Annotated in this window: 25 protein-coding genes; 12 read left to right on the top strand and 13 right to left on the bottom strand. The window is 58.0% G+C overall.

Features of this window, described 5'->3' with window-relative positions:
- Positions 1 to 88: 88 nt before the first annotated feature.
- Genes WG29040_RS06605 through WG29040_RS06585 form a run of 5 tightly spaced genes read left to right on the top strand, consistent with a single transcriptional unit; the run spans position 89 to position 4,198 of the window.
- On the top strand, positions 89 to 904 hold the full coding sequence (locus tag WG29040_RS06605; RefSeq protein WP_010656988.1) for an alkaline phosphatase family protein: 816 nt from the start codon (positions 89 to 91) through the stop codon (positions 902 to 904).
- On the top strand, positions 901 to 1,737 hold the full coding sequence (locus tag WG29040_RS06600) for an ABC transporter permease subunit (protein ID WP_127195889.1): 837 nt from the start codon (positions 901 to 903) through the stop codon (positions 1,735 to 1,737). The genes WG29040_RS06605 and WG29040_RS06600 overlap by 4 nt, the downstream gene beginning before the upstream one ends.
- Positions 1,724 to 2,524: an ABC transporter permease gene (locus WG29040_RS06595; RefSeq protein WP_003446863.1), complete on the top strand. Its 801-nt coding sequence runs from the start codon at positions 1,724 to 1,726 to the stop codon at positions 2,522 to 2,524. Before WG29040_RS06600 ends, WG29040_RS06595 begins: the two co-directional genes overlap by 14 nt.
- On the top strand, positions 2,521 to 3,510 hold the full coding sequence (locus tag WG29040_RS06590) for an ABC transporter ATP-binding protein (RefSeq protein WP_003446861.1): 990 nt from the start codon (positions 2,521 to 2,523) through the stop codon (positions 3,508 to 3,510). The genes WG29040_RS06595 and WG29040_RS06590 overlap by 4 nt, the downstream gene beginning before the upstream one ends.
- Before the next feature lie 34 nt (positions 3,511 to 3,544).
- Positions 3,545 to 4,198 (top strand): HAD family phosphatase, encoded by a 654-nt coding sequence (locus WG29040_RS06585; RefSeq protein ID WP_003446860.1) that lies wholly within the window; start codon positions 3,545 to 3,547, stop codon positions 4,196 to 4,198.
- An 85-nt stretch (positions 4,199 to 4,283) separates the two neighbouring features.
- On the opposite strand, the gene WG29040_RS06580 is transcribed toward WG29040_RS06585, so the two are convergent.
- The gene (locus WG29040_RS06580; protein ID WP_003446858.1) at positions 4,284 to 5,246 is read right to left on the bottom strand and encodes an NAD(P)H-quinone oxidoreductase; all 963 of its coding nucleotides are present in this window, start codon (positions 5,244 to 5,246) and stop codon (positions 4,284 to 4,286) included.
- Between the two features lie 139 nt (positions 5,247 to 5,385).
- Between WG29040_RS06580 and WG29040_RS06575 the strand changes: the two genes are divergently transcribed.
- Positions 5,386 to 7,467 (top strand): carboxy terminal-processing peptidase, encoded by a 2,082-nt coding sequence (locus tag WG29040_RS06575; protein WP_177412934.1) that lies wholly within the window; start codon positions 5,386 to 5,388, stop codon positions 7,465 to 7,467.
- 107 nt (positions 7,468 to 7,574) lie between these two features.
- On the opposite strand, the gene WG29040_RS06570 is transcribed toward WG29040_RS06575, so the two are convergent.
- From WG29040_RS06570 to WG29040_RS06555, 4 genes are all read right to left on the bottom strand, one after another.
- On the bottom strand, positions 7,575 to 8,021 hold the full coding sequence (locus WG29040_RS06570) for a tetratricopeptide repeat protein (protein WP_003446854.1): 447 nt from the start codon (positions 8,019 to 8,021) through the stop codon (positions 7,575 to 7,577).
- Positions 8,022 to 8,390 carry a hypothetical protein gene (locus tag WG29040_RS06565; protein WP_003446852.1) on the bottom strand — a complete coding sequence of 123 codons (369 nt, stop codon included), beginning with the start codon at positions 8,388 to 8,390 and terminating at the stop codon, positions 8,022 to 8,024.
- Positions 8,387 to 8,746: a helix-turn-helix transcriptional regulator gene (locus WG29040_RS06560; protein WP_003446850.1), complete on the bottom strand. Its 360-nt coding sequence runs from the start codon at positions 8,744 to 8,746 to the stop codon at positions 8,387 to 8,389. Before WG29040_RS06560 ends, WG29040_RS06565 begins: the two co-directional genes overlap by 4 nt.
- A gap of 415 nt (positions 8,747 to 9,161) precedes the next feature.
- On the bottom strand, positions 9,162 to 9,881 hold the full coding sequence (locus WG29040_RS06555) for an FKBP-type peptidyl-prolyl cis-trans isomerase (RefSeq protein ID WP_010656991.1): 720 nt from the start codon (positions 9,879 to 9,881) through the stop codon (positions 9,162 to 9,164).
- Between the two features lie 278 nt (positions 9,882 to 10,159).
- Here WG29040_RS06555 and WG29040_RS06550 point away from each other — a divergent pair, with 278 nt between their 5' ends.
- Together WG29040_RS06550 and WG29040_RS06545 are read left to right on the top strand one after the other, a co-directional pair.
- Positions 10,160 to 11,974: a di-heme-cytochrome C peroxidase gene (locus WG29040_RS06550; RefSeq protein WP_127195888.1), complete on the top strand. Its 1,815-nt coding sequence runs from the start codon at positions 10,160 to 10,162 to the stop codon at positions 11,972 to 11,974.
- A gap of 43 nt (positions 11,975 to 12,017) precedes the next feature.
- Complete coding sequence (locus WG29040_RS06545; protein WP_003446846.1) at positions 12,018 to 13,154, top strand: catalase family protein; 1,137 nt, start codon at positions 12,018 to 12,020, stop codon at positions 13,152 to 13,154.
- A gap of 53 nt (positions 13,155 to 13,207) precedes the next feature.
- Here the strand turns inward: WG29040_RS06545 and cysB are convergent, their stop codons facing one another.
- The 4 genes from cysB to WG29040_RS06525 all read right to left on the bottom strand — a co-directional run bounded on the left by cysB (position 13,208) and on the right by WG29040_RS06525 (position 16,232).
- The gene (gene cysB, locus WG29040_RS06540; RefSeq protein ID WP_003446844.1) at positions 13,208 to 14,182 is read right to left on the bottom strand and encodes an HTH-type transcriptional regulator CysB; all 975 of its coding nucleotides are present in this window, start codon (positions 14,180 to 14,182) and stop codon (positions 13,208 to 13,210) included.
- A 111-nt stretch (positions 14,183 to 14,293) separates the two neighbouring features.
- Positions 14,294 to 14,794 (bottom strand): universal stress protein, encoded by a 501-nt coding sequence (locus WG29040_RS06535; RefSeq protein WP_127195887.1) that lies wholly within the window; start codon positions 14,792 to 14,794, stop codon positions 14,294 to 14,296.
- 95 nt (positions 14,795 to 14,889) lie between these two features.
- Complete coding sequence (locus WG29040_RS06530) at positions 14,890 to 15,807, bottom strand: 5'-nucleotidase (protein WP_003446840.1); 918 nt, start codon at positions 15,805 to 15,807, stop codon at positions 14,890 to 14,892.
- 38 nt (positions 15,808 to 15,845) lie between these two features.
- Complete coding sequence (locus tag WG29040_RS06525) at positions 15,846 to 16,232, bottom strand: co-chaperone YbbN (protein ID WP_003446838.1); 387 nt, start codon at positions 16,230 to 16,232, stop codon at positions 15,846 to 15,848.
- Between WG29040_RS06525 and WG29040_RS06520 the strand changes: the two genes are divergently transcribed.
- The 3 genes from WG29040_RS06520 to WG29040_RS06510 all read left to right on the top strand — a co-directional run bounded on the left by WG29040_RS06520 (position 16,231) and on the right by WG29040_RS06510 (position 19,171).
- Entirely contained in the window at positions 16,231 to 16,677 is a 447-nt protein-coding gene (locus tag WG29040_RS06520) for a PilZ domain-containing protein (RefSeq protein ID WP_029612824.1), read from the top strand. The genes WG29040_RS06525 and WG29040_RS06520 overlap by 2 nt on opposite strands.
- Positions 16,678 to 16,808: 131 nt before the next feature.
- Positions 16,809 to 17,885 (top strand): 3-deoxy-7-phosphoheptulonate synthase, encoded by a 1,077-nt coding sequence (locus WG29040_RS06515; RefSeq protein ID WP_003446834.1) that lies wholly within the window; start codon positions 16,809 to 16,811, stop codon positions 17,883 to 17,885.
- A 176-nt stretch (positions 17,886 to 18,061) separates the two neighbouring features.
- Entirely contained in the window at positions 18,062 to 19,171 is a 1,110-nt protein-coding gene (locus WG29040_RS06510) for a DUF2817 domain-containing protein (RefSeq protein WP_127195886.1), read from the top strand.
- Between the two features lie 83 nt (positions 19,172 to 19,254).
- Here WG29040_RS06510 and WG29040_RS06505 read toward each other — a convergent pair whose 3' ends face one another.
- The gene (locus WG29040_RS06505; protein ID WP_003446831.1) at positions 19,255 to 19,536 is read right to left on the bottom strand and encodes a GNAT family N-acetyltransferase; all 282 of its coding nucleotides are present in this window, start codon (positions 19,534 to 19,536) and stop codon (positions 19,255 to 19,257) included.
- Between the two features lie 406 nt (positions 19,537 to 19,942).
- Between WG29040_RS06505 and oprI the strand changes: the two genes are divergently transcribed.
- Positions 19,943 to 20,194: an outer membrane lipoprotei OprI gene (oprI, locus tag WG29040_RS06500; protein WP_003172710.1), complete on the top strand. Its 252-nt coding sequence runs from the start codon at positions 19,943 to 19,945 to the stop codon at positions 20,192 to 20,194.
- 122 nt (positions 20,195 to 20,316) lie between these two features.
- On the opposite strand, the gene WG29040_RS06495 is transcribed toward oprI, so the two are convergent.
- From WG29040_RS06495 to WG29040_RS06485, 3 genes are all read right to left on the bottom strand, one after another.
- Entirely contained in the window at positions 20,317 to 21,345 is a 1,029-nt protein-coding gene (locus tag WG29040_RS06495) for a L,D-transpeptidase family protein (RefSeq protein ID WP_127195885.1), read from the bottom strand.
- Positions 21,346 to 21,441: 96 nt separating this feature from the next.
- The gene (locus tag WG29040_RS06490) at positions 21,442 to 21,735 is read right to left on the bottom strand and encodes a hypothetical protein (RefSeq protein ID WP_003446817.1); all 294 of its coding nucleotides are present in this window, start codon (positions 21,733 to 21,735) and stop codon (positions 21,442 to 21,444) included.
- Between the two features lie 58 nt (positions 21,736 to 21,793).
- Positions 21,794 to 22,399, bottom strand: a complete 606-nt coding sequence (locus WG29040_RS06485; protein ID WP_003446808.1) for an arylesterase — start codon at positions 22,397 to 22,399, stop codon at positions 21,794 to 21,796.
- Positions 22,400 to 22,409 lie beyond the last annotated feature (10 nt).

Below are 22,409 nucleotides of genomic sequence, written 5' to 3'. Positions count from 1 at the left end.
GAGCGAGCTTGCTCACGAGCTCTTTCAACGCAACAACGTAAAGCTCGCGAGCAAGCTCGCTCCTACAGGTTTTGTGGAGTCGTCGTACATGAAACACAACGTCATCCTGGTTGTACTCGACGGCCTGAACTATGAGGTCGCCCGCCTGGCCATGGGGCATTTACAGGCCTATGTCGGGGCAGGACGCGCCGCCCTTTATAAACTCACCTGCGAACTGCCTGCTCTGTCGCGGCCGCTCTATGAGTGCATCCTCACCGGGGTGCCACCCATTGCAAGCGGCATCGTGCACAACAATGTGTCGCGCCTGTCCAGTCAACGCAGCGTGTTCCATTACGCCCGTGAAGGTGGACTGACCACCGCAGCGGCGGCCTATCACTGGGTCAGTGAACTGTATAACCGCTCGCCCTTCGTGATCGCGCGCGACCGTCATACCCGGGGCGCCGATTTGCCGATCCAGCACGGGCATTTCTACTGGAGCGACCATTACCCCGACTCTCACCTGTTCGCCGACGCTGAAAGCCTGCGTCTTGAGTGTTCACCGAATTTTCTGCTGGTCCACCCCATGAATATCGACGACGCCGGGCACAAGCACGGTCTCGACACCCCGCAATACCGCAACAGTGCCCGCTCGGCCGACATCATTCTGGCCGACTACCTGCAAGGCTGGCTTGAGGCCGGCTATCAGGTACTGGTCACCGCCGACCATGGCATGAACAACGACCGCTCGCACAACGGCATCTTGCCCGAAGAGCGGGAGGTACCGCTGTTCGTGCTCGGCGAGGCGTTCAGCCTGAACCCGGATGTCACGCCCGGGCAGACAGAGCTGTGCGGCACCATCTGCGAACTGCTGGGGGTTACCCATGACAAACCGGTCTGCCGCGACTTGCTGAGGCCCACAGCATGAGCCGGGGTAAATGGCTGGCGCTGTTGTGCTTGGTACCCTTCGCAGTATTTTTTTTCGTATTTCAAATCGCTCCGCTGCTGTGGGTACTGATTCACAGCGTGCAATCGCAGGACAGCGGCTGGGGCCTGGCCAACTTCAACAAGATTTTCAACTCGAAGTTCTACTTGCAAGCCATCCAGCACAGTCTGGAAATCAGTTTCTGGTCCAGCCTGTTCGGCATCGTGATCGCCGTTCTGGGCAGTTACTCGCTGCGCAAGGTGGACTCGCGGCTGCGCAACTTCGTCAACGCATTCGCCAACATGACCAGCAACTTTTCAGGGGTGCCGCTGGCTTTCGCATTCATCATTTTGCTGGGCTTCAACGGCAGCATAACGATCATGCTCAAACAGGCGGGGATCATCGAGGATTTCAACCTCTATTCCAAAACCGGCCTGATCATTCTGTACACCTATTTCCAGATCCCCCTCGGCGTATTGCTGCTGTATCCGGCGTTTGATGCCCTGCGCGAAGATTGGCGCGAATCGGCTTCATTGCTGGGCGCCAGCAGCTGGCAATTCTGGCGGCATATCGGCCTGCCGGTATTGACTCCGGCCCTGCTCGGCACCTTTGTCATTCTGCTGGCCAACGCCCTTGGCGCCTATGCCACGGTCTACGCCCTGACCACCGGCAACTTCAACGTATTGCCAATCCGGATTGCGGCAATGGTCTCGGGCGACATCAGCCTTGATCCCAACATGGCCAGCGCCCTGGCGGTGATTCTGCTGGGGTTGATGACTCTGGTAACCCTGGTGCATCAGTGGCTGTTAAAGAGGAGCTACCATGTCGCGCGCTGAATCCGCCCCGGCCAGCCTTTACCACCGCAGCGTGGTGTATGTGCTGCTGCTCATTCTGATCCTGCCGCTGGCCGGCACCCTGATTTACTCCATCGCCAGCAGTTGGTCGGCGACCGTATTGCCCAGCGGTTTCACCTTCAAGTGGTACAACCAGCTATGGGGCGATCCGCGTTTTCTGGCGGCCTTCGGCCAGTCACTGCTGGTCTGCGTGGCAGCGCTGGTGCTGTCGGTGATCCTGATTTTGCCGTTGCTGTTTGTGGTGCATTACCACTTCCCCAAACTCGACGCGCTGATGAACATCCTGATCCTGCTGCCCTTCGCCGTACCACCGGTGGTGTCATCGGTGGGCCTGCTGCAACTCTATGGCTCGGGCCCGCTAGCCATGGTCGGTACGCCGTGGATTCTGATTGGCTGCTACTTCACCGTGGCGCTGCCGTTCATGTACCGGGCAATCACCAACAACCTGCAGGCGATTAATCTGCGCGACCTGATGGATGCCGCCCAACTGCTCGGCGCCAGCACCTGGCAGGCCGCCTTCCTGGTGGTTCTGCCCAACTTGCGTAAAGGCCTGATGGTGGCCCTGCTGCTGTCGTTCTCGTTCCTGTTCGGCGAGTTTGTGTTTGCCAATATTCTGGTGGGCACCCGCTACGAAACCCTGCAGGTGTTCCTGAACAACATGCGTAACAGCAGTGGTCACTTCACCAGTGCGCTGGTGATCTCCTACTTCCTCTTTGTACTGGTGCTGACCTGGGTTGCCACCTTCCTGAACAAGGACAAAAGCCAATGAGCTTCGTCAGCGTTGAACACCTGCAGAAATCCTATTCCGGCACCCCGGTCTTCAGCGATATCAATTGCAGCATCGCCAAAGGCGAGTTCGTCACCCTGCTCGGCCCCTCGGGCTGCGGCAAGTCCACGCTGCTGCGCTGCATCGCCGGGCTTACCCCGGTGGACGGCGGCCGGATCCTCCTCGATGGCGAGGACATTGTGCCGCTGAGCCCGCAAAAGCGCGGGATCGGCATGGTGTTCCAGAGTTATGCCCTGTTCCCCAACATGACCGTCGAGCAAAACGTGGCGTTTGGCTTGCGCATGCAAAAAGTCAAACCCGATGACAGCCACAAACGCGTGGCCGAGGTGTTGCAACTGGTGGAGCTCAATGACTTCGCCAAGCGCTATCCCCATCAGCTGTCAGGCGGCCAGTGCCAGCGTGTGGCCCTGGCCCGCTCGCTGGTCACCCGCCCTCGCCTGTTGCTGCTGGATGAGCCGCTGTCGGCGCTGGACGCACGTATTCGCAAGCACCTGCGTGAGCAGATCCGCAACATTCAGCGCGAGCTGGGGCTGACCACCATTTTCGTCACCCACGACCAGGAAGAAGCGCTGGTCATGAGTGACCGCATCTTTTTGATGAACCAGGGGCGCATTGTGCAGAGCGGCAATGCGCAAACCCTGTACGCCGCGCCGGTGGATGTATTCGCCGCCGGGTTTATCGGCAACTACAACCTGCTGGACGCCGACACTGCCAGCCGCCTGCTGCAGCGTCCGGTCAACAGCCGCATCGCCATACGCCCGGAAACCCTGGGCCTGAGCCTGCAAGGCGAGGCAGACACCCTTATCCGCAACCACAGCCTGTTGGGCAATGTGATTCGCTATCGCGTAGAGGTCCGTGGCGTGGAATTGATCGTTGACGTGCTCAACCGCTCTCCCGCAGATCTGTATCCGGATGGTCAGCGCGTGGCATTGTCCATCGATAGCAGCACCCTTTGTGAGGTAGCCTGATGCCTTTAAACACTTTGAAGAGAGAGTTGCGCTGATGGCCCTGGCAATTTTTGATCTGGACGAAACCCTGATTCACGGCGACTGCGCCACCTTGTGGAGCGAGCAGATGGGCCGCCTGGGCTGGGTCGATCCGCAGTCGTTCATGCAGCGCAACAACCAACTGATGGAGGCCTATGGCCAGGGCAAACTGGCGATGGAGGACTTCATGGACTTTAGCCTGGAGCCGTTGATAGGTCGCACTCCCGAAGAAGTCGCGCACTTGGTCGGGCCCTGGGTTGAGGACTACATCGAGCCGATCATCTTCAGCGACGCAACTAAAACCATTGCTGCACATCGCAAGGCCGGTGACCGGATTCTGGTGATCTCGGCCTCGGGCACACACCTGGTCAAACCCATTGCCGAGCGGCTGGGAATCGATGAAGTGCTCGGGATCGAGCTTGAAGTAAAGGGTGGCATCTATACGGGCAAAACCCTGGGCACCCTGACTTACCGCGAAGGCAAGATCACCCGCTTGCTTGAATGGCTGGACGCCGAAGAAGAAAACCTCGAAGGCGCGAGCTTCTACTCCGATTCACGCAACGACTTGCCGCTGTTGCTCAAGGTCGATCACCCGCACGCGGTCAACCCCGATCCGGTGCTACGAGCACATGCAGAAGAGGCCGGGTGGCCGGTCCATCACTGGAAATAACCTTCCCTCCTGCCGGAGCGAGCGTGCCCACGAGCTCTTCGTGGGCGTTTTGAGCAGCTCGCTCCTGCAGAGAAGAAAAGGCGGTTTAGATCAGACTCGGGTCAATGACCACCACCAGTTTGCCCGATACCTGATTGCTGGCCAATTCGGCATACGCCTGCTGGGCCTCTTCCATCGGGTAAGCCCTGGCCAATTGCGGGCTTAGACGACCTTCGCTAAACAATGGCCATACCTGCTGGTTCAGATCGCTGAGCAAGTCAGCCTTGAACTGATCGTCTCGAGTGCGCAGGGTCGAACCCAGCAACTGGATACGTTTGCCCAGCACCAGGGCCAGATCCAGCTCGGCCTTGCGACCGCCCATCAAACCGATCAGCACCCAGCGTCCGTCCAGGGCCAGCAGTTTGAGGTTGGATTCGGCGTAGTTGGCACCCACCGGGTCCAGTACCACATCGAACGGCCCAAAGGCTTTCAACCCCTCAAGCCCATCGGCCCGAAGCACACCGCCCTGGGCTCCCAGCGCCTCGCAGTAGGCCAGTCGCTCAGCGGAACCGACGCTCACCCAGCACGGGCTGCCAAACGCCTTGCACAGCTGAATGGCCGCTGAACCAACACCACTCGCACCGGCGTGCAATAACACTTTCTCTCCCGGCTTGAGACCCGCCAGTTGAAACAGGTTCAGCCACGCAGTGCTGTACACCTCAGGCAATGCTGCCGCCTGCGCCAGTGACAATCCTTCAGGCACCGGCAGGGCGTGACGGGCATCCACGACCACTTCCTGGGCCATGCCGCCGCCGGCCAACAGGGCACAAACCCGGTCACCGACTTGCCACGAAGAACCGGGGCCAACTTCACTGACCACCCCCGAACACTCAAGGCCCAGAAACTGACTGGCGCCAGGCGGCGGCGGATACATCCCCGCGCTTTGCAGCAAGTCGGCCCGATTGAGGCCCGCTGCCGCCACGCGAATCCGAATTTGCCCTACATCACAGGTGGGGCTTGGCTCTTCAACCCACTTCACTTGACCTTCAACGCCTTGCAATGCTTTCACAGTGCCTCCATAGTGAGTCTGGACTGAGCCCGGCGCTGTTGCACCGGGCTTCTTGCATTATGCGGCCGGTCCTTAACGGAACCGGCGACTTCAAAGACGGCCTAATATGCGTTATCAATTGCCCCCGCGTCGAATCAGCATGAAGCATTTATTCCCTAGCACCGCACTTGCCCTATTCATTGGCCTGGGCGTATTGCCGTTTTCGGCCAATACGTTCGCCGCTAACAGTTGGGATAACCTTCAGCCCGATCGTGATGAGGTAATTGCCAGTCTTAACGTCGTTGAGCTGCTCAAACGCCATCATTACAGCAAGCCGCCTCTGGATGATGCGCGTTCCGCGATCATCTATGACAGCTATCTGAAACTGCTCGACCCTTCACGCAGTTACTTCCTGGCCAGCGATATTACCGAGTTCGACAAATGGAAATTCCAGTTTGACGACTTCCTCAAAAGCGGCGACCTGAACCCCGGCTTCATCATCTACAAGCGCTACCTGGATCGTGTTAAATCGCGTCTGGACTTCGCACTTGCCGAGCTGAACAAGGGTGTTGATTCGTTCGACTTCAACGCCAAGGAAACCTTGCAGATCGACCGCAAGGACGCTCCATGGCTCAAGACCGAAGCCGAGCTCGATGACCTGTGGCGCAAACGCATCAAGGACGAAGTCCTGCGCCTGAAGATCGCCGGCAAAGAGCCTGCGAAAATTCAGGAACTGCTGACCAAGCGCTACAAGAACCAGCTGTCGCGCCTGGATCAGACCCGCAGTGAAGACATCTTCCAGGCCTACATCAACACCTTCGCCATGTCTTACGATCCGCACACCAACTATCTGTCACCGGATAACGCGGAAAACTTCGACATCAACATGAGCCTGTCGCTGGAAGGCATTGGCGCCGTGTTGCAGAGCGATAACGACCAGGTGAAAATCGTGCGTCTGGTGCCCGCGGGCCCTGCCGACAAAACCAAGCAGGTGGCTCCGGCCGACAAGATCATCGGTGTCGCCCAAGGCGATAAAGAGATGGTCGACGTCATTGGCTGGCGCCTGGACGAAGTGGTCAAACTGATTCGTGGCCCTAAAGGCTCCGTGGTCCGCCTGGAAGTGATTCCGGCGAGCAACGCGCCAAATGACCAGACCAGCAAGATTGTGTCCATTACCCGCGAAGCGGTGAAACTTGAAGAGCAGGCGGCGAAAAAGTCGATCCTGAACCTCAAGCAGGATGGCAAGAACTACAAGCTGGGGGTCATTGAAATTCCAGCCTTCTACCTGGACTTCAAAGCCTTCCGTGCGGGCGACCCGAACTACAAGAGCACCACCCGCGACGTTAAAAAACTGCTGACCGAGTTGCAGAAAGAAAAAGTCGATGGCGTGATCATCGACCTGCGCAACAACGGCGGTGGTTCGCTGCAGGAAGCTACCGAGCTGACCAGCCTGTTTATCGACAAAGGGCCAACGGTGCTGGTGCGTAATGCCGACGGCAAGGTGGACGTCCTTGAAGACGAAAATCCGGGCGCCTTCTACAAAGGCCCGATGGCGTTGCTGGTCAATCGCCTGTCAGCTTCGGCCTCGGAGATTTTCGCCGGTGCCATGCAGGACTACCATCGTGCGCTGATTATCGGCGGTCAAACGTTCGGCAAAGGGACGGTGCAAACCATCCAGCCGCTGAACCATGGCGAGCTGAAACTGACCCTGGCCAAGTTCTACCGGGTTTCCGGCCAGAGCACCCAGCATCAGGGGGTACTGCCTGACGTGGCCTTCCCGTCGATAATCGACACCAAGGAAATTGGCGAAAGCGCTCTGCCTGAAGCGATGCCGTGGGACACCATTCGTCCTGCCATCAAGCCGGCTGTTGACCCGTTCAAACCCTACATTGATCAGCTCAAAGCCGAGCACGATGCACGGGTGGCCAAAGATGCCGAGTTCATCTTCATTCGCGACAAGCTGGCCCTGGCCGATAAATTGATGGCCGAGAAAACCGTCAGCCTGAACGAAGCCGAACGTCGTGCCCAGCACGCCGATATCGATGCCAAGCAGCTGGTGATGGAGAACGCCCGTCGCAAGGCCAAAGGCGAAGCGCCACTCAAGGAAATGAAGAAAGAAGACGAAGATGCACTGCCGGTTGAACCTGAAAAGACCAAACCGGAAGACGACGCCTACCTGAGTGAGACCGGGCGGATTCTGCTGGACTACCTCAAGCTCAGCTCGCAGGTAGCCAAGAAATAAAACCCGCCACACAGCTGCAGGAGCGAGCTCCTGCAGGGCGGGGACAACGATGTAAAAAGGGCGGACCGCATAACACGGCCCGCCCTTTTTATTGGCAAAAATATACCCTAAGGCTGGTAGTGCCTGGCCAGTTGCGGATCAGGCAACAAACCAGGCCCACCCCGCTGATACAACTCAGCCAGTTTAAGGGTGGCCAGTGGATGTCCGGCCTTGGCCGCCATCGCCCACCAGCGCGCCGCTTCTGATGCATCCGGGCGATTAACGGTGGTACCCGCCAGGCTGAACACCCCTAGCTGGTACGCCGCCTTGGCATCACCGCCCTGAGCCGCCAGGCGCAACAAGCGCACGCCCTCCTCTCGAGCCCCCAGCCCCTGGCCGCGAAAAGCCAGGATATGGCCATAGAAGCTTTGAGCCCCGGTATCCCCCAGGTTGGACATCCGTGCAAACTGCCCCTCCATCCAGCCCCAGATGCGCGGCTGACGCACACACCAGGACTGGTGGAACAACTTGCGGGCAACCCCGTAGCCCAGACGTGCCTTGAGCCGACCTAGCACTCAGGCCTCCTCATGTTCGTAAGTGTATTCAAACACTCGAACCACTTCAGACGCGTGCCACGACGCGGCAGCAACACCATCCGGCGGCCCGGCAAAGCGACCCAGGCGCTCCACGCACTCAAAAAAACCGGTGCGGGGCAAACGACTGGCACCCTGGCTGATCACCAGTGAACTGCGTAACGGCTGATCAGCCTTGGCATCCATTGCCGCCAGATGTTCAAGGGCGGCAGTCAGCGTCAACATCGCCGGGCTCGGTAACTGCAATCGCTCCAGCAATGCACGGTAAGTCAGCAAGTGGCGTTGTTGACGTGCTTTATCAAGCTCAGCCAGTAACCCATCCCAGTGTTGACGACTGATGCGTACATTCATGATGTTTCCCTCCAGCCCGGAACACCCATCTCCCAGGCCAAGCTGCGACGAATGGCGAGATCAGGCAGACGCTCACCGGTTTCAATCATTACCAGATAGGAAGGGCTAATGCCTACAGTACGGGCCAGGACTTCAAGGGCCAGGCCCTTGCTTTCGCGAAGACCACGCAACTGATCGAGCCCGGGCAACACCTGATCGGGTTCAGGTGGCTGTGATTCGGTCTCAGGTGTTTGTAGTGCCGTAGGGGGGGCCGCCTGATCATCGAGACCTGCGGCTTTGAGTAGCGCCTGATAGCTTGCCCATGGCAGGACTGCGTATTCAGGTTCGCCATTAAGCTTGATTACTTGGACATCCATTTACCAAACCCCGTCAGACTTCTTTGTAAATCGAGTCGGAACTTTCCTTAGAAGCTTAATCCTAACAGCCGCCAAGGTCTCTGGGGTTTTTGATCTGGAGGAGCGAATTCATGCAAGACAGGCGAAAACCTGGGGATAGCCGGCAAATGTTATCCACACAAATTGTGGATAACCTTGTGAACAGAGCTGATTTTCACGGCTGAAAGCCACGTTCTATAAGGGCTGCGCTCAGATCGGGCATTTTTTACACACATAAAAAATCCCATAAATTCATTGACTTGGCGGTCAGCAACCACTAGCCAGCAAGCATCTGGGACATTTTGTCGCTGACTGATCAGGCCGGCATGGATCGCCAATGGCACTGCAGAAACGACAACGCCCCGTCGAGACGGGGCGTTGTGCGGGCAAAAGCAGATTACTGGGCTGCGTTTTGCTCAGGCTTTGCAGGGTCTTTGATACCCAGCAGTTCCAGATCGAATACCAGCACCGAGTTGGCCGGGATCGCCGGGCTCGGGCTTTGCGCGCCGTAAGCCAGCTCGCTAGGAATGTACAGCTTGTACTTCTCGCCAACATGCATCAGTTGCAGACCTTCAACCCAACCCGGAATCACGCCACTCACTGGCAGATCAATCGGGCTGCCACGCTCAACCGAGCTGTCGAAAACCTTGCCGTCGATCAGCTTGCCTTCGTAGTGAACAGTCACTACGTCGGTAGCTTTAGGCTGTGGGCCGTCGGCTTTTTTGATCACTTCGTATTGCAGGCCCGAAGCGGTAGTTACAACACCGGCTTTCTTGCCATTTTCTTCCAGGAATTTTTTGCCTGCAGTAGAGGCTTCTTCACTCATTTTGGTCAGACGTTCTTCCGCACGTTTTTGCAGGGCTGCAAACGCTTCGATCAGTTCGTCATCTTTAAGCTTTTGATCTTTCTTGCCGACGGCGTCTTCGATACCCAGGGCTACTGCCTTGGAATCCAGATCGTCCATGCCTTCCTGAGCCAGGCTTTTGCCCATGTTCAGGCCGATGCCGTAAGAGGCTTTTTGCGCCGGGGTTTTCAGCTCTACGCTGGTCTGCGAATCACAACCCGCCAGTACCAGGCTTACCAGGGCCACAGCTGCCGCCAACCTATGCTGTTTCATGCTTTTTCCTTGTTCATGCGCCAAATGGGCAATCGAGTAAAGCCGCGAGCTTATCAGGCGGCCGCGACCAATGGCTACCGGCATGAGAGGGCCTAATCGTGGATAAGTTCACGGCCTGAGCTCTGTCCGGGCACAATTCATATTTCCCGTATCTTTTACTTACATATCAGAGAAGCTGTAAACCTCGCTCATATCATAGGCATGAGATTACATGGCTGCTTGCTGCCAGACAGCAGCTCAGGCATAAGACTGTGAAAAATTTTACAAGGAGCGTTACTGTGCGTTTGTTTTACCGTGTTCTGCTAGTGCTGTTCGTGGCACTGGCGCTGTGTCTGGGCCTGGTGCTTTACTTCATCGCCAACCCGAAACTACCTGCCTACCAAGCCCCGCAGCAGCTGCACTTCCTCGATCAATGGAGCCCGGCTGACCGGCAAGCCTATTACTACACGCCCCAGGGCACGCAAGTTAAAGGCCTGCATTACGACTGGTTCAGCGCCCTTGAACTGCCCTTTTCCAAACAATCGTTCGCCGCGCCCGAATATCTGGCCCGCTTCGGATTTTTGATCGATCCCCAACAGCAAGCCAGTGCCGCCAATCCCGGCAACTTGCCAGTGGGTTTCACCCGCCATCAAAACCCGGGCAGCAAGGTGCAATATCTGGATATCACCTGCGCCGCCTGCCATACCGGTGAACTGCGCTTCAAAGGCCAGGCCCTGCGCATCGATGGTGCCCCCGCACAACACGTATTGCCCTCCAGCGTTCCGACCCTGCGTGGCGGCAGCTTCGGCCAGGCGCTGGTCGCCAGCCTCGCAGCCACCTACTACAACCCATGGAAATTCGAGCGCTTCGCCCGCAAGGTTCTGGGCGATCAGTACCCAGCGCAGCACCAACAACTGCGCAAAGACTTCAAGGTGTCGCTGGATAACTTCCTGGCCGTGGCCTGGAATGACACCCATCGCGGACTCTATCCAACCCTGGAGGGGCCGGGCCGTACCGATGCCTTCGGCCGGATTGCCAATGCCAGCTTCGGCGATGCGATTTCACCCGACAACTACCGGGTGGCCAACGCCCCAGTGGACTACCCGCACCTGTGGGACATGTGGACGTTCGACTGGGTACAGTGGAACGGCTCGGCCAAGCAACCGATGGCACGTAATATCGGCGAAGCGCTGGGGGTCGGCGCGACCCTGAACTTCTTTGATGACCACGGCCAACCCCTGCAGGGCGATGCGCGTTATCCATCGAGTGTGCGGGTTCAAGACTTGCACCTGATCGAACAAACCCTGCAAAGGCTCAAGCCCCCGGTCTGGCCCGAAGAACTGTTCGGCGCCATTGATCGCCCCCTGGCGGCCAAAGGGCGTGCGCTGTTCACTGAAAATTGCGCCGGCTGCCATGTGCCTGCCGTAGTTGAAGAGAACGGCCGGCTGGTCAAGCAACTGAAAATGCTGCCTGTAGAAGTGATAGGTACCGACCCCAATACCGCCAACAACATCGCTGACAATCGTTACGACCTGCGCGCCCTGCAATGGGACCCGGCCGAGCTGGCCAGCATGAATGTGGACCTGTATCCCAAGAGCGATGCGCCGCTGGACCTGGGCAAACTGTCGGTGGCCAAAGGCCTGGCCTATGTCACCGCCTTTGTTGAAAAACATGCCTACCAAGAGGCCGGCATCGGCCCGCAGGAACAGGACCGTCTGAATGGCTTTGGCCTGCCGATCGGGGTGATGGAACTGCGCGCCTACAAGGCACGGCCGCTGGACGGGATCTGGGCCACGGCGCCGTTCCTGCACAATGGCTCGGTGCCTACGGTGTATCAGTTGCTTTCGCCACAGTCAGAGCGCGCCGAAACCTTCTATCGCGGCAGTTTCGAGTACGACCCCCGCCACCTGGGCTATCGCACGGAAGCCTTTGACGGCGGATTTGTGCTCGATACCCGCATCAGTGGCAACCACAACAGCGGTCACGAGTTCCGCGCCGGCCCCCGTGGTAACGGGGTGATCGGCCGCCTGCTGCAACCCCAGGAGCGCTGGGCATTGCTGGAGTACCTGAAAGTACTCGGTGGCCCGCTCGAACAACAGTTACCCAACGAATGAAGGGCCTTCAACGCCCCCAGGATTTTGCTAAAAGGATATCTGCATGTTGACCGCACTCTGGCTTCGCCTCGGCTCCTGGCTGGGCAAGCTGCTGCTGATTGTAATAACCCTGGGACTGCTCGGCTGGGCATTGGCCACCGGCTGGTTTGCCTGGCAGCACCGTGGCCCGGTGGCGGCCCAGGAGCAGATCCCGGCTGGTGAAGCGGCGATGACTCAGGACACCATCCGCACGGCGATCAAGATCGTCGACCAGCACCGCGAGAACACCCGGTATTTGCGTGATGCCCACGCCAAGGCCCATGGCTGCGTCAAGGCGCAAGTACAGGTACTGGATGACCTGGAGCCGGCATTGCGCCAAGGGGTGTTTGCCACCCCGGGTCATACCTGGCAAGCCGTAATGCGTCTGTCCAACGGCAACGCTTACCCGCAATTCGACAGCATCCGCGATGCGCGGGGCATGGCGATCAAGTTGCAGGACGTTCCGGGGGCTCAGTTATTACCCGGCCAGCAGGGTCGGGCCGAACAAGACTTTGTGATGTTTAACCATGCCAATTTCTTCGTCAGCGACGTCGCCGAGTATCGTCAGAACATAGCTGCCCAGGCCGATGGTCAGAAGGCTATGGCATTCTTCCCTTCATGGGACCCGCGCAGCTGGCAAGTCCGTCACTTGTTTATCGCGCTGGCCACCCTGGCGCCTGCCCCGGCCAGCCCGACGCAAACAACCTACTTTTCGGTTTCGCCTTACAAGTTCGGCAGCGCCAATGCCAAATACCGCGTGGCACCTGATCCTGACAGCTGCCCGGCCTACACCCTGGCGGAGCAAAATCAGAAGCTGCCCAACTTCCTGCGCAATGCCTTGAGCCAGCAGTTGTCCACTGACCGGGTGCCGGCGTGTTTCGTGTTGCAAATCCAGCGCCAGAATGCCAACCGCTTCATGCCGATCGAAGACACCAGCATTGAATGGAAAGAGTCAGACGCGCCTTTCGAAACGGTGGCCAGGATCAAGGTGCCTGCCCAGGACTTCGACACGCCAGCGCAGAATCTGGCCTGTGACAACCTGTCCTTCAGCCCCTGGCATGGCATTGAAGAACATCGGCCGATTGGCGGCATCAACCGCCTGCGCAAGGCGGTCTATGACGCCGTGAGCCAGTACCGGCACACGCGCAACGCAGAGCAATAAAATCGGGGGGGGGGGGCCTGTAGCCGCTGCCAGGGCAGCGGCTACAGCCAGCCTTAGTGCACCGGCAGTTCAACGCCTTCAAACAGGTCTTCCAGTTCCTGTTTGTTGTGGCACTGGATGGCTTTGGCCATCACTTCGCGGGTCAGGTGCGGCGCGAATTTTTCAATAAAGTCGCACATGAAACCGCGCAGGAACGTACCACGGCGGAAGCCGATTTTGGTGATGCTGGACTCAAACAGTTCGCTGGCATCCAGTACCACCAGATCCTTGTCGAGATTGGCATCCACGGCCATTTTGGCCACGATGCCTACACCCAGGCCCAGACGCACGTAGGTTTTGATCACGTCAGCATCCGCGGCGGTAAACACCACTTTCGGAGTCAAACCGCGATGGCTGAATGCTTCGTCGAGTTTGGAACGACCGGTGAAGCCAAATACGTAGGTCACGATCGGGTATTCAGCCAGCGCTTCGAGTGTCAGCTTTGGCAACTTGGCCAGCGGGTGACCCTGAGGCACCACTACGCAGCGGTTCCAGCGATAGCAAGGCATCATCACCAGATCGCCGAACAGTTCCAGGGCCTCAGTGGCAATTGCAAAGTCGACGGTACCGTCAGCGGCCATCTCGGCAATTTGCATTGGCGAACCCTGATGCATATGCAGGGCAACATCCGGGTACTGCTTGATGAAATTGCTGATCACCGGCGGCAATGCATAGCGCGCCTGAGTGTGGGTTGTGGCAATCGACAGGGTGCCTTTTTTCTCGTTGGAAAATTCCTGGGCAATTTGCTTGATGCTTTCGACCTTGCGCAAAATCTCGCCGGCGGTGGTGATGATGCGCTCACCAGCAGGCGTCACGCGGGTCAGATGTTTACCACTGCGGGCAAACACCTCCACGCCCAACTCGTCTTCAAGCAAGCGGATCTGTTTGCTGATACCCGGCTGTGAGGTGTAAAGGCTCTGCGCGGTGGCCGAAACGTTGAGGTCGTGGTGCGCCACTTCCCAGATGTAGCGCAATTGTTGAAGCTTCATATGCATCCCTCAAAGCAAATAGGCGCCAGGGTATCGGCGGCGATATATAACTATATGGAAGGTAAGAACAATAAATCTAGAACTTTTTTATCAATTTTCTGCTCTACACCTTCACCCGTCTGTGGGACGGCGACGCTGCAACAGCGGTACCAGATACACCGGCATCTGCGCCAACTCGACAACCCGGGCAGCTGTGCGCCCTAGATGGGTAATGTCCCCCGATGGCTGGCCATGACTGCCGAGAATCAGCAGATCCACTGCAAGCCTTTGCGACTGTTCCAGAATGACCTGCGAAGGCTCCCCCTGAATCACCTTGACCGAGCGAATCAAGGCCAGTTCCTGCTGCCTCTCGGCCAATTCGTCACGCAGGCTATCAACTATCCGGTGTTCAATATTGCCAAGCATGGTGCTGATACCCTGCTGGTGCAGTGCGTTCAGAGCCTGTTCATCGAGATAGCTTTGCAATACCGACTCGGCAAACAGCCCCATGGGCTCAACCACATGCACCACATACAAATCGGCATTGAAGCTGTGGGCCAGCCCCAATGCATGCTGCATTACAACCGGAGCGTAAATTCCGAGGTCCGTGGCATACAGTATCGAGCGAATCATGCGACCTCCCCGACTGCCTGAATGGGCCGAGATGGAGTCAGCTTAGCAGCGCCCGGACAAGTACGATGAGCCACACGATGACTTACACCTTGCCCCTACTCAGGGGCAAGGTCCCTGGACTCATTGCTTATGCCGTGGGGTACATGGCCGGTGGCGACAACTTGACGCGCCCTTTCACAATGACCCGCCTGATCATCAAAAAACACATCGGCAGCAAAGGCCTCGAGAAACGCGGATTTATCCAGACCACCGAGAAACAGGGATTCGTCCAGACGAATGTCCCAATCGCGCAATGTACGGATCACCCGCTCGTGGGCGGGCGCCGAGCGCGCAGTCACCAGCGCGGTACGGATCGGGCAGGTATCGTCAGGGAACTCGCGCTGCAACAGGTTCAAGGCCTCCAGGAAGCCCTTGAACGGTCCGCCACGCAACGGGCTGCGAGCCGCTTCACGCTCCAGGGATTGAAACGCCTCAAGGCCCCCGGACTGGAAAACCCGCTCGGATTCATCGGAAAACAAAACCGCATCACCGTCGAAGGCGATACGCAATTCGTTGCTCTCGGCACGTCGCGCGCCTCCGGAAAGGATCGTTGCCGCCGCAAAGCCGGCGTCCAGCGCGCTGCGCACATCCTGGGCATGGGTCGACAGAAACAGGTCACAACCAAACGCACTGAGATACGCATGGGGGTTGCGGCCACCGGAAAATGCCGCCCGGGAGATACCCAGGCCATAGTGCTGGATAGAATTGAATACCCGCAGCCCGGTGTCTGCACTGTTGCGCGACACCAGTACCACCTCGACCCGCTCATGGCCGAGGCTGGCGTTGAAACTGAGGAGTTTTTTGACCAGCGCGAATGCATCGCCCGGCTCCAGCACCTCATCTTCATGCTCGATCTGATACTGACGGTAAGCCTCGATGCCTTGCGCCAGATACACCTGGTGGCTAACGCTCAGATCGAACAGCGCCCTGGAAGATATGGCCAGCACCAGCTTGCCCTTTAAGCCTTTGCTCATGTCGCCTCCACAGGTTCAGTCCGGCTTGAAACACCGATTCAAGGTAGCTCGTCAGGCTCAAGCAGCAAAGCCAGGCGAATGTGGTGCGCCAGCTCACCCTCGCTCAAACGCGATTTCAATTCACCATAAAACGCCCCGTCACACACAACGAACAGGCTCGGCAGATGAAAAATCCCGTACCGCTGGACCAGACCGCCATTGTCACCTGCGTCAATCCAGCACAGTCGATCGATGGGTAACTGCATCTCGGGCAACATTTTGCGCGCCGTGCGACACGCCGAGCATCCGGCGCCGGTAAACACCACCAGCGAGGTCCCGGGCAGCGCCAGTAGACGCTGATCCGCATCAAAGTCAGTCAGTTCCATTTCAATCACTATACTCACGAAAACAATATCAAAGTGCTGGCACTGGGAGTGTGCATACATGGGTCGTTTCTTACCTCACCCGGATGATGTTCCTGTTGAGATAACACCCCGCGAACAACCTTCTCTTTCACGCCAGAAGCTGCACTCTATCAGCCTCGGCGGCGTGTCATGCAATAGCGACAGAGGCTGGCGCCGGGGCACGGCCGTAGACATGTGCATGCCTACCCTCGGTGAAACCGCACGCTACCCGGGCTATATAGCCTGGTGCGAGAAACAGCCTGCAGGTTATCGGGTCGGCGTCGTTTTTACCGATGAGCAGACACTGTTTGGTGCGCGCATGGGCGAACAGGTGTGCCAGATCGAGCACTATTACCGCCTCCAGCATCCACAGAGCCTGCCCCTTGAAAATATCGAGACCCTGGCCCTGGAGTGGGTCAGCCGGCACGCCGTGGAGTTCTCCCAAGCCACACTCGATCGCGCGCTTGCCCGCACAGCACAGGATTAAAGCTGCGGATGCCCATTGTCGAATAAGCGGATAACGCGTTAAGGTTCGGCTCCCCGGTGCGCTCAATCATGCTGTGCTCCGCCGCTCGGGGATCGCTGGCGGCCGGCACCCGTGACCTGACGAGTAACACGATGGCTGATTTACCGATTGACGACCTAAACGTTGCCTCCAACGAAACCCTGATCACACCTGAACAGCTCAAGCGCGAGATGCCTTTGCGTGCAACGGCGCTGCAGACTGTGACCAAAGGGCGTGAGGTAATTCGCAACATCCTGGATGGCACAGACCATCGACTGTTTGTTGTCATCGGGCCTTGCTCGATTCACGATATCAAGGCTGCCCACGAGTATGCCGAGCGCCTCAAGGTGCTGGCCGCAGAAGTCAGCGACACCCTGTATCTGGTGATGCGCGTCTATTTCGAAAAACCACGGACAACGGTCGGCTGGAAAGGCCTGATCAACGACCCGTATCTGGATGACTCGTTCAAGATCGAAGACGGCCTGCATATCGGTCGCAAATTGCTGCTGGACCTGGCCGAAATGGGCCTGCCAACCGCAACCGAAGCCCTTGATCCGATTTCACCGCAGTACCTGCAGGACCTCATCAGCTGGTCAGCCATCGGCGCGCGTACCACCGAGTCGCAGACTCACCGCGAAATGGCTTCCGGCCTGTCCTCGGCCGTGGGCTTCAAGAACGGCACCGATGGCGGCCTGACAGTTGCAATCAACGCACTGCAGTCGGTTTCCAGCCCCCACCGCTTCCTGGGTATCAACCAGGAAGGTGGCGTGTCGATCGTTACCACCAAGGGCAACGCTTACGGGCACGTCGTCTTGCGCGGCGGCAACGGCAAGCCGAACTATGATTCGGTCAGCGTGGCCTTGTGCGAACAAGCACTGAACAAGGCAAAAATCACCCCGAACATCATGGTCGACTGCAGCCACGCCAACTCCAACAAGGACCCGGCCCTGCAACCGCTGGTGATGGACAACGTGGCCAACCAGATCGTCGAAGGCAACCAGTCGATTATCGGCCTGATGGTCGAAAGCAATCTGAACTGGGGCTGCCAGGCCATTCCTAAAAACCTCGAAGACTTGCAGTACGGTGTCTCCATTACCGATGCCTGCATCGACTGGGCCAGCACTGAAACCACCTTGCGCAGCATGCACGCCAAGCTCAAGGATGTACTGCCCAAGCGTACTCGCGGCTGATCGATAACATCTCTTGGCGGGGCGGGCCTGCTCACCCCGCCAAGGGATGGACGCGTAACACCGGAGCCGGCACTCGCCGGCACCAGCCATCTGCTTGCTTCACCCCGGCCACCGCCTGCCCCCGTTTCTTTGCGGACGCCTGAATGCCACGGCGCGTTCATAGACAGGAGAGCAGCATGAGCACAGGTTTCCCGTCACACCGCAGCTTTACCCGCCAACGTGAACAGTTTTTGGCCGCCGCCACTGCGGCAGGCGCACGCCTGTACCACTATCCTCACCCCCTGTGCGGTCCGTTTGGCGAAGCCCTGGGCACCGATGTCGCACTGATCGGCAACCCCCAGGCAAAACACCTGTTGATCGCCCTGAGCGGCACCCATGGGGTCGAAGGCTTTTATGGCTCGGATTGCCAAAGCCGGTGGCTGCAGACATTCAACCCGCAAACCCTGCCTGACGAAGTGGCGGTGTTGATGATTCACCTGATCAACCCGTGGGGCACCGCGTGGATACGCCGGGTCAATGAAGACAATATCGACCTGAACCGCAATTTTCTGGATTTCAGCCAGGCACCGCCGGACAACCAGGCGTATGAGGCGCTGCATGCCATCTACACCTGCGATCAATTACGCGGCCCGCACCGGGAACAGGCCGACGCCCGGCTCAATGAGCGGGTGCAGGGTGAGGGCTGGCCGGCCGTGATGTCGATTGTCGAGGCTGGCCAGTACCGCCATCCCGACGGACTGTTTTATGGCGGCAACAGTGCCAGTTGGTCTAACCGGACGCTGCACGAAATTTTGCGCGAGCACCTTGCCAGCGCCAGCGTCGCCATGTGCTTCGACCTGCATACCGGCGCGGGTGATTATGGTCATCCAATGCTGCTGACCATCGCCCAGGCTGCCTATCCGGCGCTTGCCGATGCCCGGCAGCTGTTTGGTCCATGGTTATTCACCCTGATCACCGGCGCCGACAGCCAAAGCGCTACCGGGGTTGCCGCGACGGCCACCGGATATGCCTCGCAAGCAATCATCGACGCCCTGCCCCGGGTGCGCCTGATGCCCTTTGTAATCGAATGCGGCACCTATCCTGGCGAGCAGGTTCACGGTGTTCTGCGCGATGACCAGTGGCTGCATCTGCACGGCGACCTGGACAGCCCGCAGGCGCGTCAGATCAAGCTGCAATTGCTTGAACAGTTCTGTCCGGCCGACAGCGACTGGCAAGAACTGGTGTGGGTACGCACGCGCCAGATCTGGGAGCGGGCGCTGGGGGCATTGATCAAGATGGCGGGCTGAGGAGGCCGCCGGGGTTCGATCAGGGTTTTGCGGCCCACAAAAAAACGCCGGGCTGTTGGCCCGGCGTTTCTGTGAGTCTGGTTTCAGGTTTTCGCCTGGGCACGCTTGTGACGTTCCATATAACGCTCTACATAAGAGCAAGAGGGAATCACTTCGTATCCCATCTTTTCGGCGTAATCGAGCGCCTGCTCCGTCAATGCTGCCGCAATACCCCGGCCACGCAAGGCATTGGGTACAAAGGTGCGATAGATATCCAGAGTCTGCTTGCCCAGATCCATGTAGGTCAGGTAAGCACGATGACCGTCGACAGTGGTCTCAAACTGGTGACCTGCCTGGTCATGGTGGATAGACAACGCCTCGCTCATCATTGCTCCTTAGCGGGTCTTGAACCGTGACCTCTACATTACTGTTGTTTTTGTGCCGAGGGAACCACTTCGCCATCAGGGGTACGCTATGGACACCAAACCTGTGGCCAGCCCGATAACTTGCCAGCACCCTTAACATTTTTCTGAAAGTTAAGCCTATGACGCACAACCGAACTTAAAGTCACGCCATCAAGCGGCGGGCTCGACCCGCGGCCAGGGCTTTAAACTGGCTGTTTTTCAAGCACAATCTGTTAAAGCTAGTCCATCCGCATTGATTGCCAAATATTTTTTTTGGTTCTTGCGCTAGGTCAGTTTACTTACTACAAGTAATGGGTAGTATGTACGCCGGCTGTTTCCTCGCTTTGAAGGAGCAGCTTCAAATAGAAAGTCCTTGAAGGGGAACACGATGAACAACGTTCTGAAATTCTCTGCTCTGGCATTGGCCGCAGTTCTGGCTACCGGTTGCAGCAGCGTATCTAAAGAAACTGAAGCCCGCCTGACTGCAACTGAAGACGCAGCAGCTCGCTCCCAGGCTCGTGCTGACGAAGCATACCGTAAAGCTGACGAAGCTCTGGCTGCTGCTCAAAAAGCACAGCAGACTGCTGATGAAGCTAACGAACGTGCTCTGCGCATGCTTGAAAAAGCAAGCCGCAAGTAATAATCCTTCGGGGTTATTATCAAGCCGACCCATTTATGGGTCGGCTTTTTTATTGCCCGCAACTAAGCGGGCAATAAAAAACCGCCAGGGCATTAACCGTGGCGGTTTTTTTTAACGTGAATTTACTGCACGTAATCCAGCGACTGGCCAACTGGCTCAGCTGAATTAGCAACGCCTATTTCTTCCGGGATACCGGTCTCGGCACCCACAACAGGGAAGGCTTTGTCCTTGTCGATCTGAATGCTGTTCTCCAGGTCTTTGTGCTTGAGCAAAAAGTTGATAAACCCCGCGTACTTGTTCTGCAAGTCTTCAGGGGTCAAATGCGACTTGTCGCTGACGGCCACCAGAGAGCCATCTTTGACATTCAGCGGCTCATGAACCTCAAGGTAGACCTTGCCACCACTCAAACCCAGCTTATAGGGTTCGTTGATGATTCTGACCGGGGTTCCCACCGGCACCATTTGCGCCATTTCCAGCACGTTCTTGTTAAGCATGCGGAAACAACCATGGCTGGTACCCGTGCCAATGCCAAACTTTGCGTTCGAGCCGTGGATCAGGTAACCCGGCATGCCGAGCGTGAACTTGAAGGGCCCCAGCGGGTTATCCGGCCCTGCAGGCACCACGTTGGGCAGCGGGTCGCCGTTCCTGGCGTGTTCGGCCTTGATCGAAGCCGGCGGCGTCCAGGTCGGGTTAGGCGTCTTGGCAGTGACCTTGGTGAACCCCAGAGGCGAACCCCAACCTTCGCGACCGATCCCCAGCGGAAAGGTGTAAACCTTGTTCTGGTCCTTGGGGAAGTAGTACAGCCGGTACTCTGCCAGGTTGATCACAATCCCTTCACGCTTGCCCGGCGGCAGGATGAACTGGGTCGGCAACACGATATTGGTATCGACAAGCGTGCCATCCGGATTCTTTTTGACCGGCAACCAGGCGTCCACCCCCGGGTTGGCCGCGATCATTTCCGAGTACCCAAGTTCGTACTGGTTGCCCAGATCGGCAAAGGAGTCCTCGTACTTGCCCTTGATCACCTGCACCTCACCCACCACATCTTCACCCGGCGGTGGCAGCGGGAATTCAAGCGCAGAAACGGGACCCGCAACACACAATGCGGCAACTGACAGGTAGCGGGTGACTGCAGGTAGGCGCGACAACATCCGGAACATCCTTCGCATAATCAACGGGGATAAAAAAGGGAGTGTACACCGCGCCCACGGTGACCGTGGGCCGGTTCAGGTGCCAGACAAGTTAGATCATAGTTCAAAGCGCAATTCAGGCCAGATCGGCTCGGTGCCGCGGCGTTGCGACTCGATGATTGCCCGGCACAACGGGCACAGCCGGTGGTCCTGGAAGACCTTGCGCGTGACATCTGACCAACGTGGCTGCGCAGGCAACAACGAGCCGCATAACGTGCGGTCAATGGTGCCTCCCAGCTCCAGTTGGCGCGTCACCAGATGCACCCGTACCTCCTGGCAGGCGAACAAATCGAGCTGCTCATCGGGCTCGATCAGTTGATAGGCATATAAAGACCAGGCAGGACGCGACATCAGGGGCTCCAAATCGGGGGGGCGCCACCTTAGCCGAAACACTGCAACTAGAAAAGCATCAAAGCAGCGGTTTTAGCACCGGCCACACATTATCCAGCAAACGGCCCTGCGCTCCGACCGCCGGATGTATGCCATCGGCCTGCATCAGCTCAGGATGACCACCAATACCCTCGAGGAAAAAAGGCAACAGCTCGACCTTTTTCTCCTCCCCCAACTCGCTGTAGACCCGGGCAAACGCCGTTGTATAACGCGCACCATAATTAGGCGGCAGCTGCATGCCCAACAGCAGCACTTTGGCCCCCGCCTCCAGGGACTGATCAATCATGCCAGCAAGATTTTGTTTCAATTGCGCCGGTAACTGGCCGCGCAGGCCGTCATTACCGCCCAATTCGACAATCACCACATCGGGTTTATGCTCTGCAAGCAGTGCCGGCAGCCGCGCGAGCCCTCCTGCACTGGTGTCACCGCTGACCGAGGCATTGATCACCTGGTCATCGTAGCCTTGCTGCCTGAGCCGCTGCTCCAGCAACGACACCCACCCCAGACGGGTATCCAGGCCGAAAGCCGCGCTGATACTATCGCCAACAATCAAGATTGTTCCTGCCGCTGCATTCTGTGCCATACACATCAGGGCCAGGGCAGCACTTAAAAACCACACACGCATTGGATTCTCC

The sequence above is a fragment of the Pseudomonas sp. PAMC 29040 genome, assembly GCF_003994535.1.
Classification (GTDB): Bacteria; Pseudomonadota; Gammaproteobacteria; order Pseudomonadales; family Pseudomonadaceae; genus Aquipseudomonas; species Aquipseudomonas paraversuta.
The sequence above is the reverse complement of the archived record's forward strand: the minus strand, read 5'-3'. Positions and strand labels throughout refer to the sequence as shown.

Bases quoted from the DNA above. Each gene is read 5' to 3' on its own strand.
- WG29040_RS06605 (WP_010656988.1), top strand. From the start codon at position 89: ATGAAACACAACGTCATCCTGGTTGTACTCGACGGCCTGAACTATGAG.
- WG29040_RS06600 (WP_127195889.1), top strand. From the start codon at position 901: ATGAGCCGGGGTAAATGGCTGGCGCTGTTGTGCTTGGTACCCTTCGCA.
- WG29040_RS06595 (WP_003446863.1), top strand. From the start codon at position 1,724: ATGTCGCGCGCTGAATCCGCCCCGGCCAGCCTTTACCACCGCAGCGTG.
- WG29040_RS06590 (WP_003446861.1), top strand. From the start codon at position 2,521: ATGAGCTTCGTCAGCGTTGAACACCTGCAGAAATCCTATTCCGGCACC.
- WG29040_RS06585 (WP_003446860.1), top strand. From the start codon at position 3,545: ATGGCCCTGGCAATTTTTGATCTGGACGAAACCCTGATTCACGGCGAC.
- WG29040_RS06575 (WP_177412934.1), top strand. From the start codon at position 5,386: ATGAAGCATTTATTCCCTAGCACCGCACTTGCCCTATTCATTGGCCTG.
- WG29040_RS06565 (WP_003446852.1), bottom strand. From the start codon at position 8,390: ATGAATGTACGCATCAGTCGTCAACACTGGGATGGGTTACTGGCTGAG.
- WG29040_RS06560 (WP_003446850.1), bottom strand. From the start codon at position 8,746: ATGGATGTCCAAGTAATCAAGCTTAATGGCGAACCTGAATACGCAGTC.
- WG29040_RS06555 (WP_010656991.1), bottom strand. From the start codon at position 9,881: ATGAAACAGCATAGGTTGGCGGCAGCTGTGGCCCTGGTAAGCCTGGTA.
- WG29040_RS06545 (WP_003446846.1), top strand. From the start codon at position 12,018: ATGTTGACCGCACTCTGGCTTCGCCTCGGCTCCTGGCTGGGCAAGCTG.
- cysB (WP_003446844.1), bottom strand. From the start codon at position 14,182: ATGAAGCTTCAACAATTGCGCTACATCTGGGAAGTGGCGCACCACGAC.
- WG29040_RS06535 (WP_127195887.1), bottom strand. From the start codon at position 14,794: ATGATTCGCTCGATACTGTATGCCACGGACCTCGGAATTTACGCTCCG.
- WG29040_RS06530 (WP_003446840.1), bottom strand. From the start codon at position 15,807: ATGAGCAAAGGCTTAAAGGGCAAGCTGGTGCTGGCCATATCTTCCAGG.
- WG29040_RS06520 (WP_029612824.1), top strand. From the start codon at position 16,231: ATGGGTCGTTTCTTACCTCACCCGGATGATGTTCCTGTTGAGATAACA.
- WG29040_RS06525 (WP_003446838.1), bottom strand. From the start codon at position 16,232: ATGTATGCACACTCCCAGTGCCAGCACTTTGATATTGTTTTCGTGAGT.
- WG29040_RS06515 (WP_003446834.1), top strand. From the start codon at position 16,809: ATGGCTGATTTACCGATTGACGACCTAAACGTTGCCTCCAACGAAACC.
- WG29040_RS06510 (WP_127195886.1), top strand. From the start codon at position 18,062: ATGAGCACAGGTTTCCCGTCACACCGCAGCTTTACCCGCCAACGTGAA.
- WG29040_RS06505 (WP_003446831.1), bottom strand. From the start codon at position 19,536: ATGAGCGAGGCGTTGTCTATCCACCATGACCAGGCAGGTCACCAGTTT.
- oprI (WP_003172710.1), top strand. From the start codon at position 19,943: ATGAACAACGTTCTGAAATTCTCTGCTCTGGCATTGGCCGCAGTTCTG.
- WG29040_RS06495 (WP_127195885.1), bottom strand. From the start codon at position 21,345: ATGTTGTCGCGCCTACCTGCAGTCACCCGCTACCTGTCAGTTGCCGCA.
- WG29040_RS06490 (WP_003446817.1), bottom strand. From the start codon at position 21,735: ATGTCGCGTCCTGCCTGGTCTTTATATGCCTATCAACTGATCGAGCCC.
- WG29040_RS06485 (WP_003446808.1), bottom strand. From the start codon at position 22,399: ATGCGTGTGTGGTTTTTAAGTGCTGCCCTGGCCCTGATGTGTATGGCA.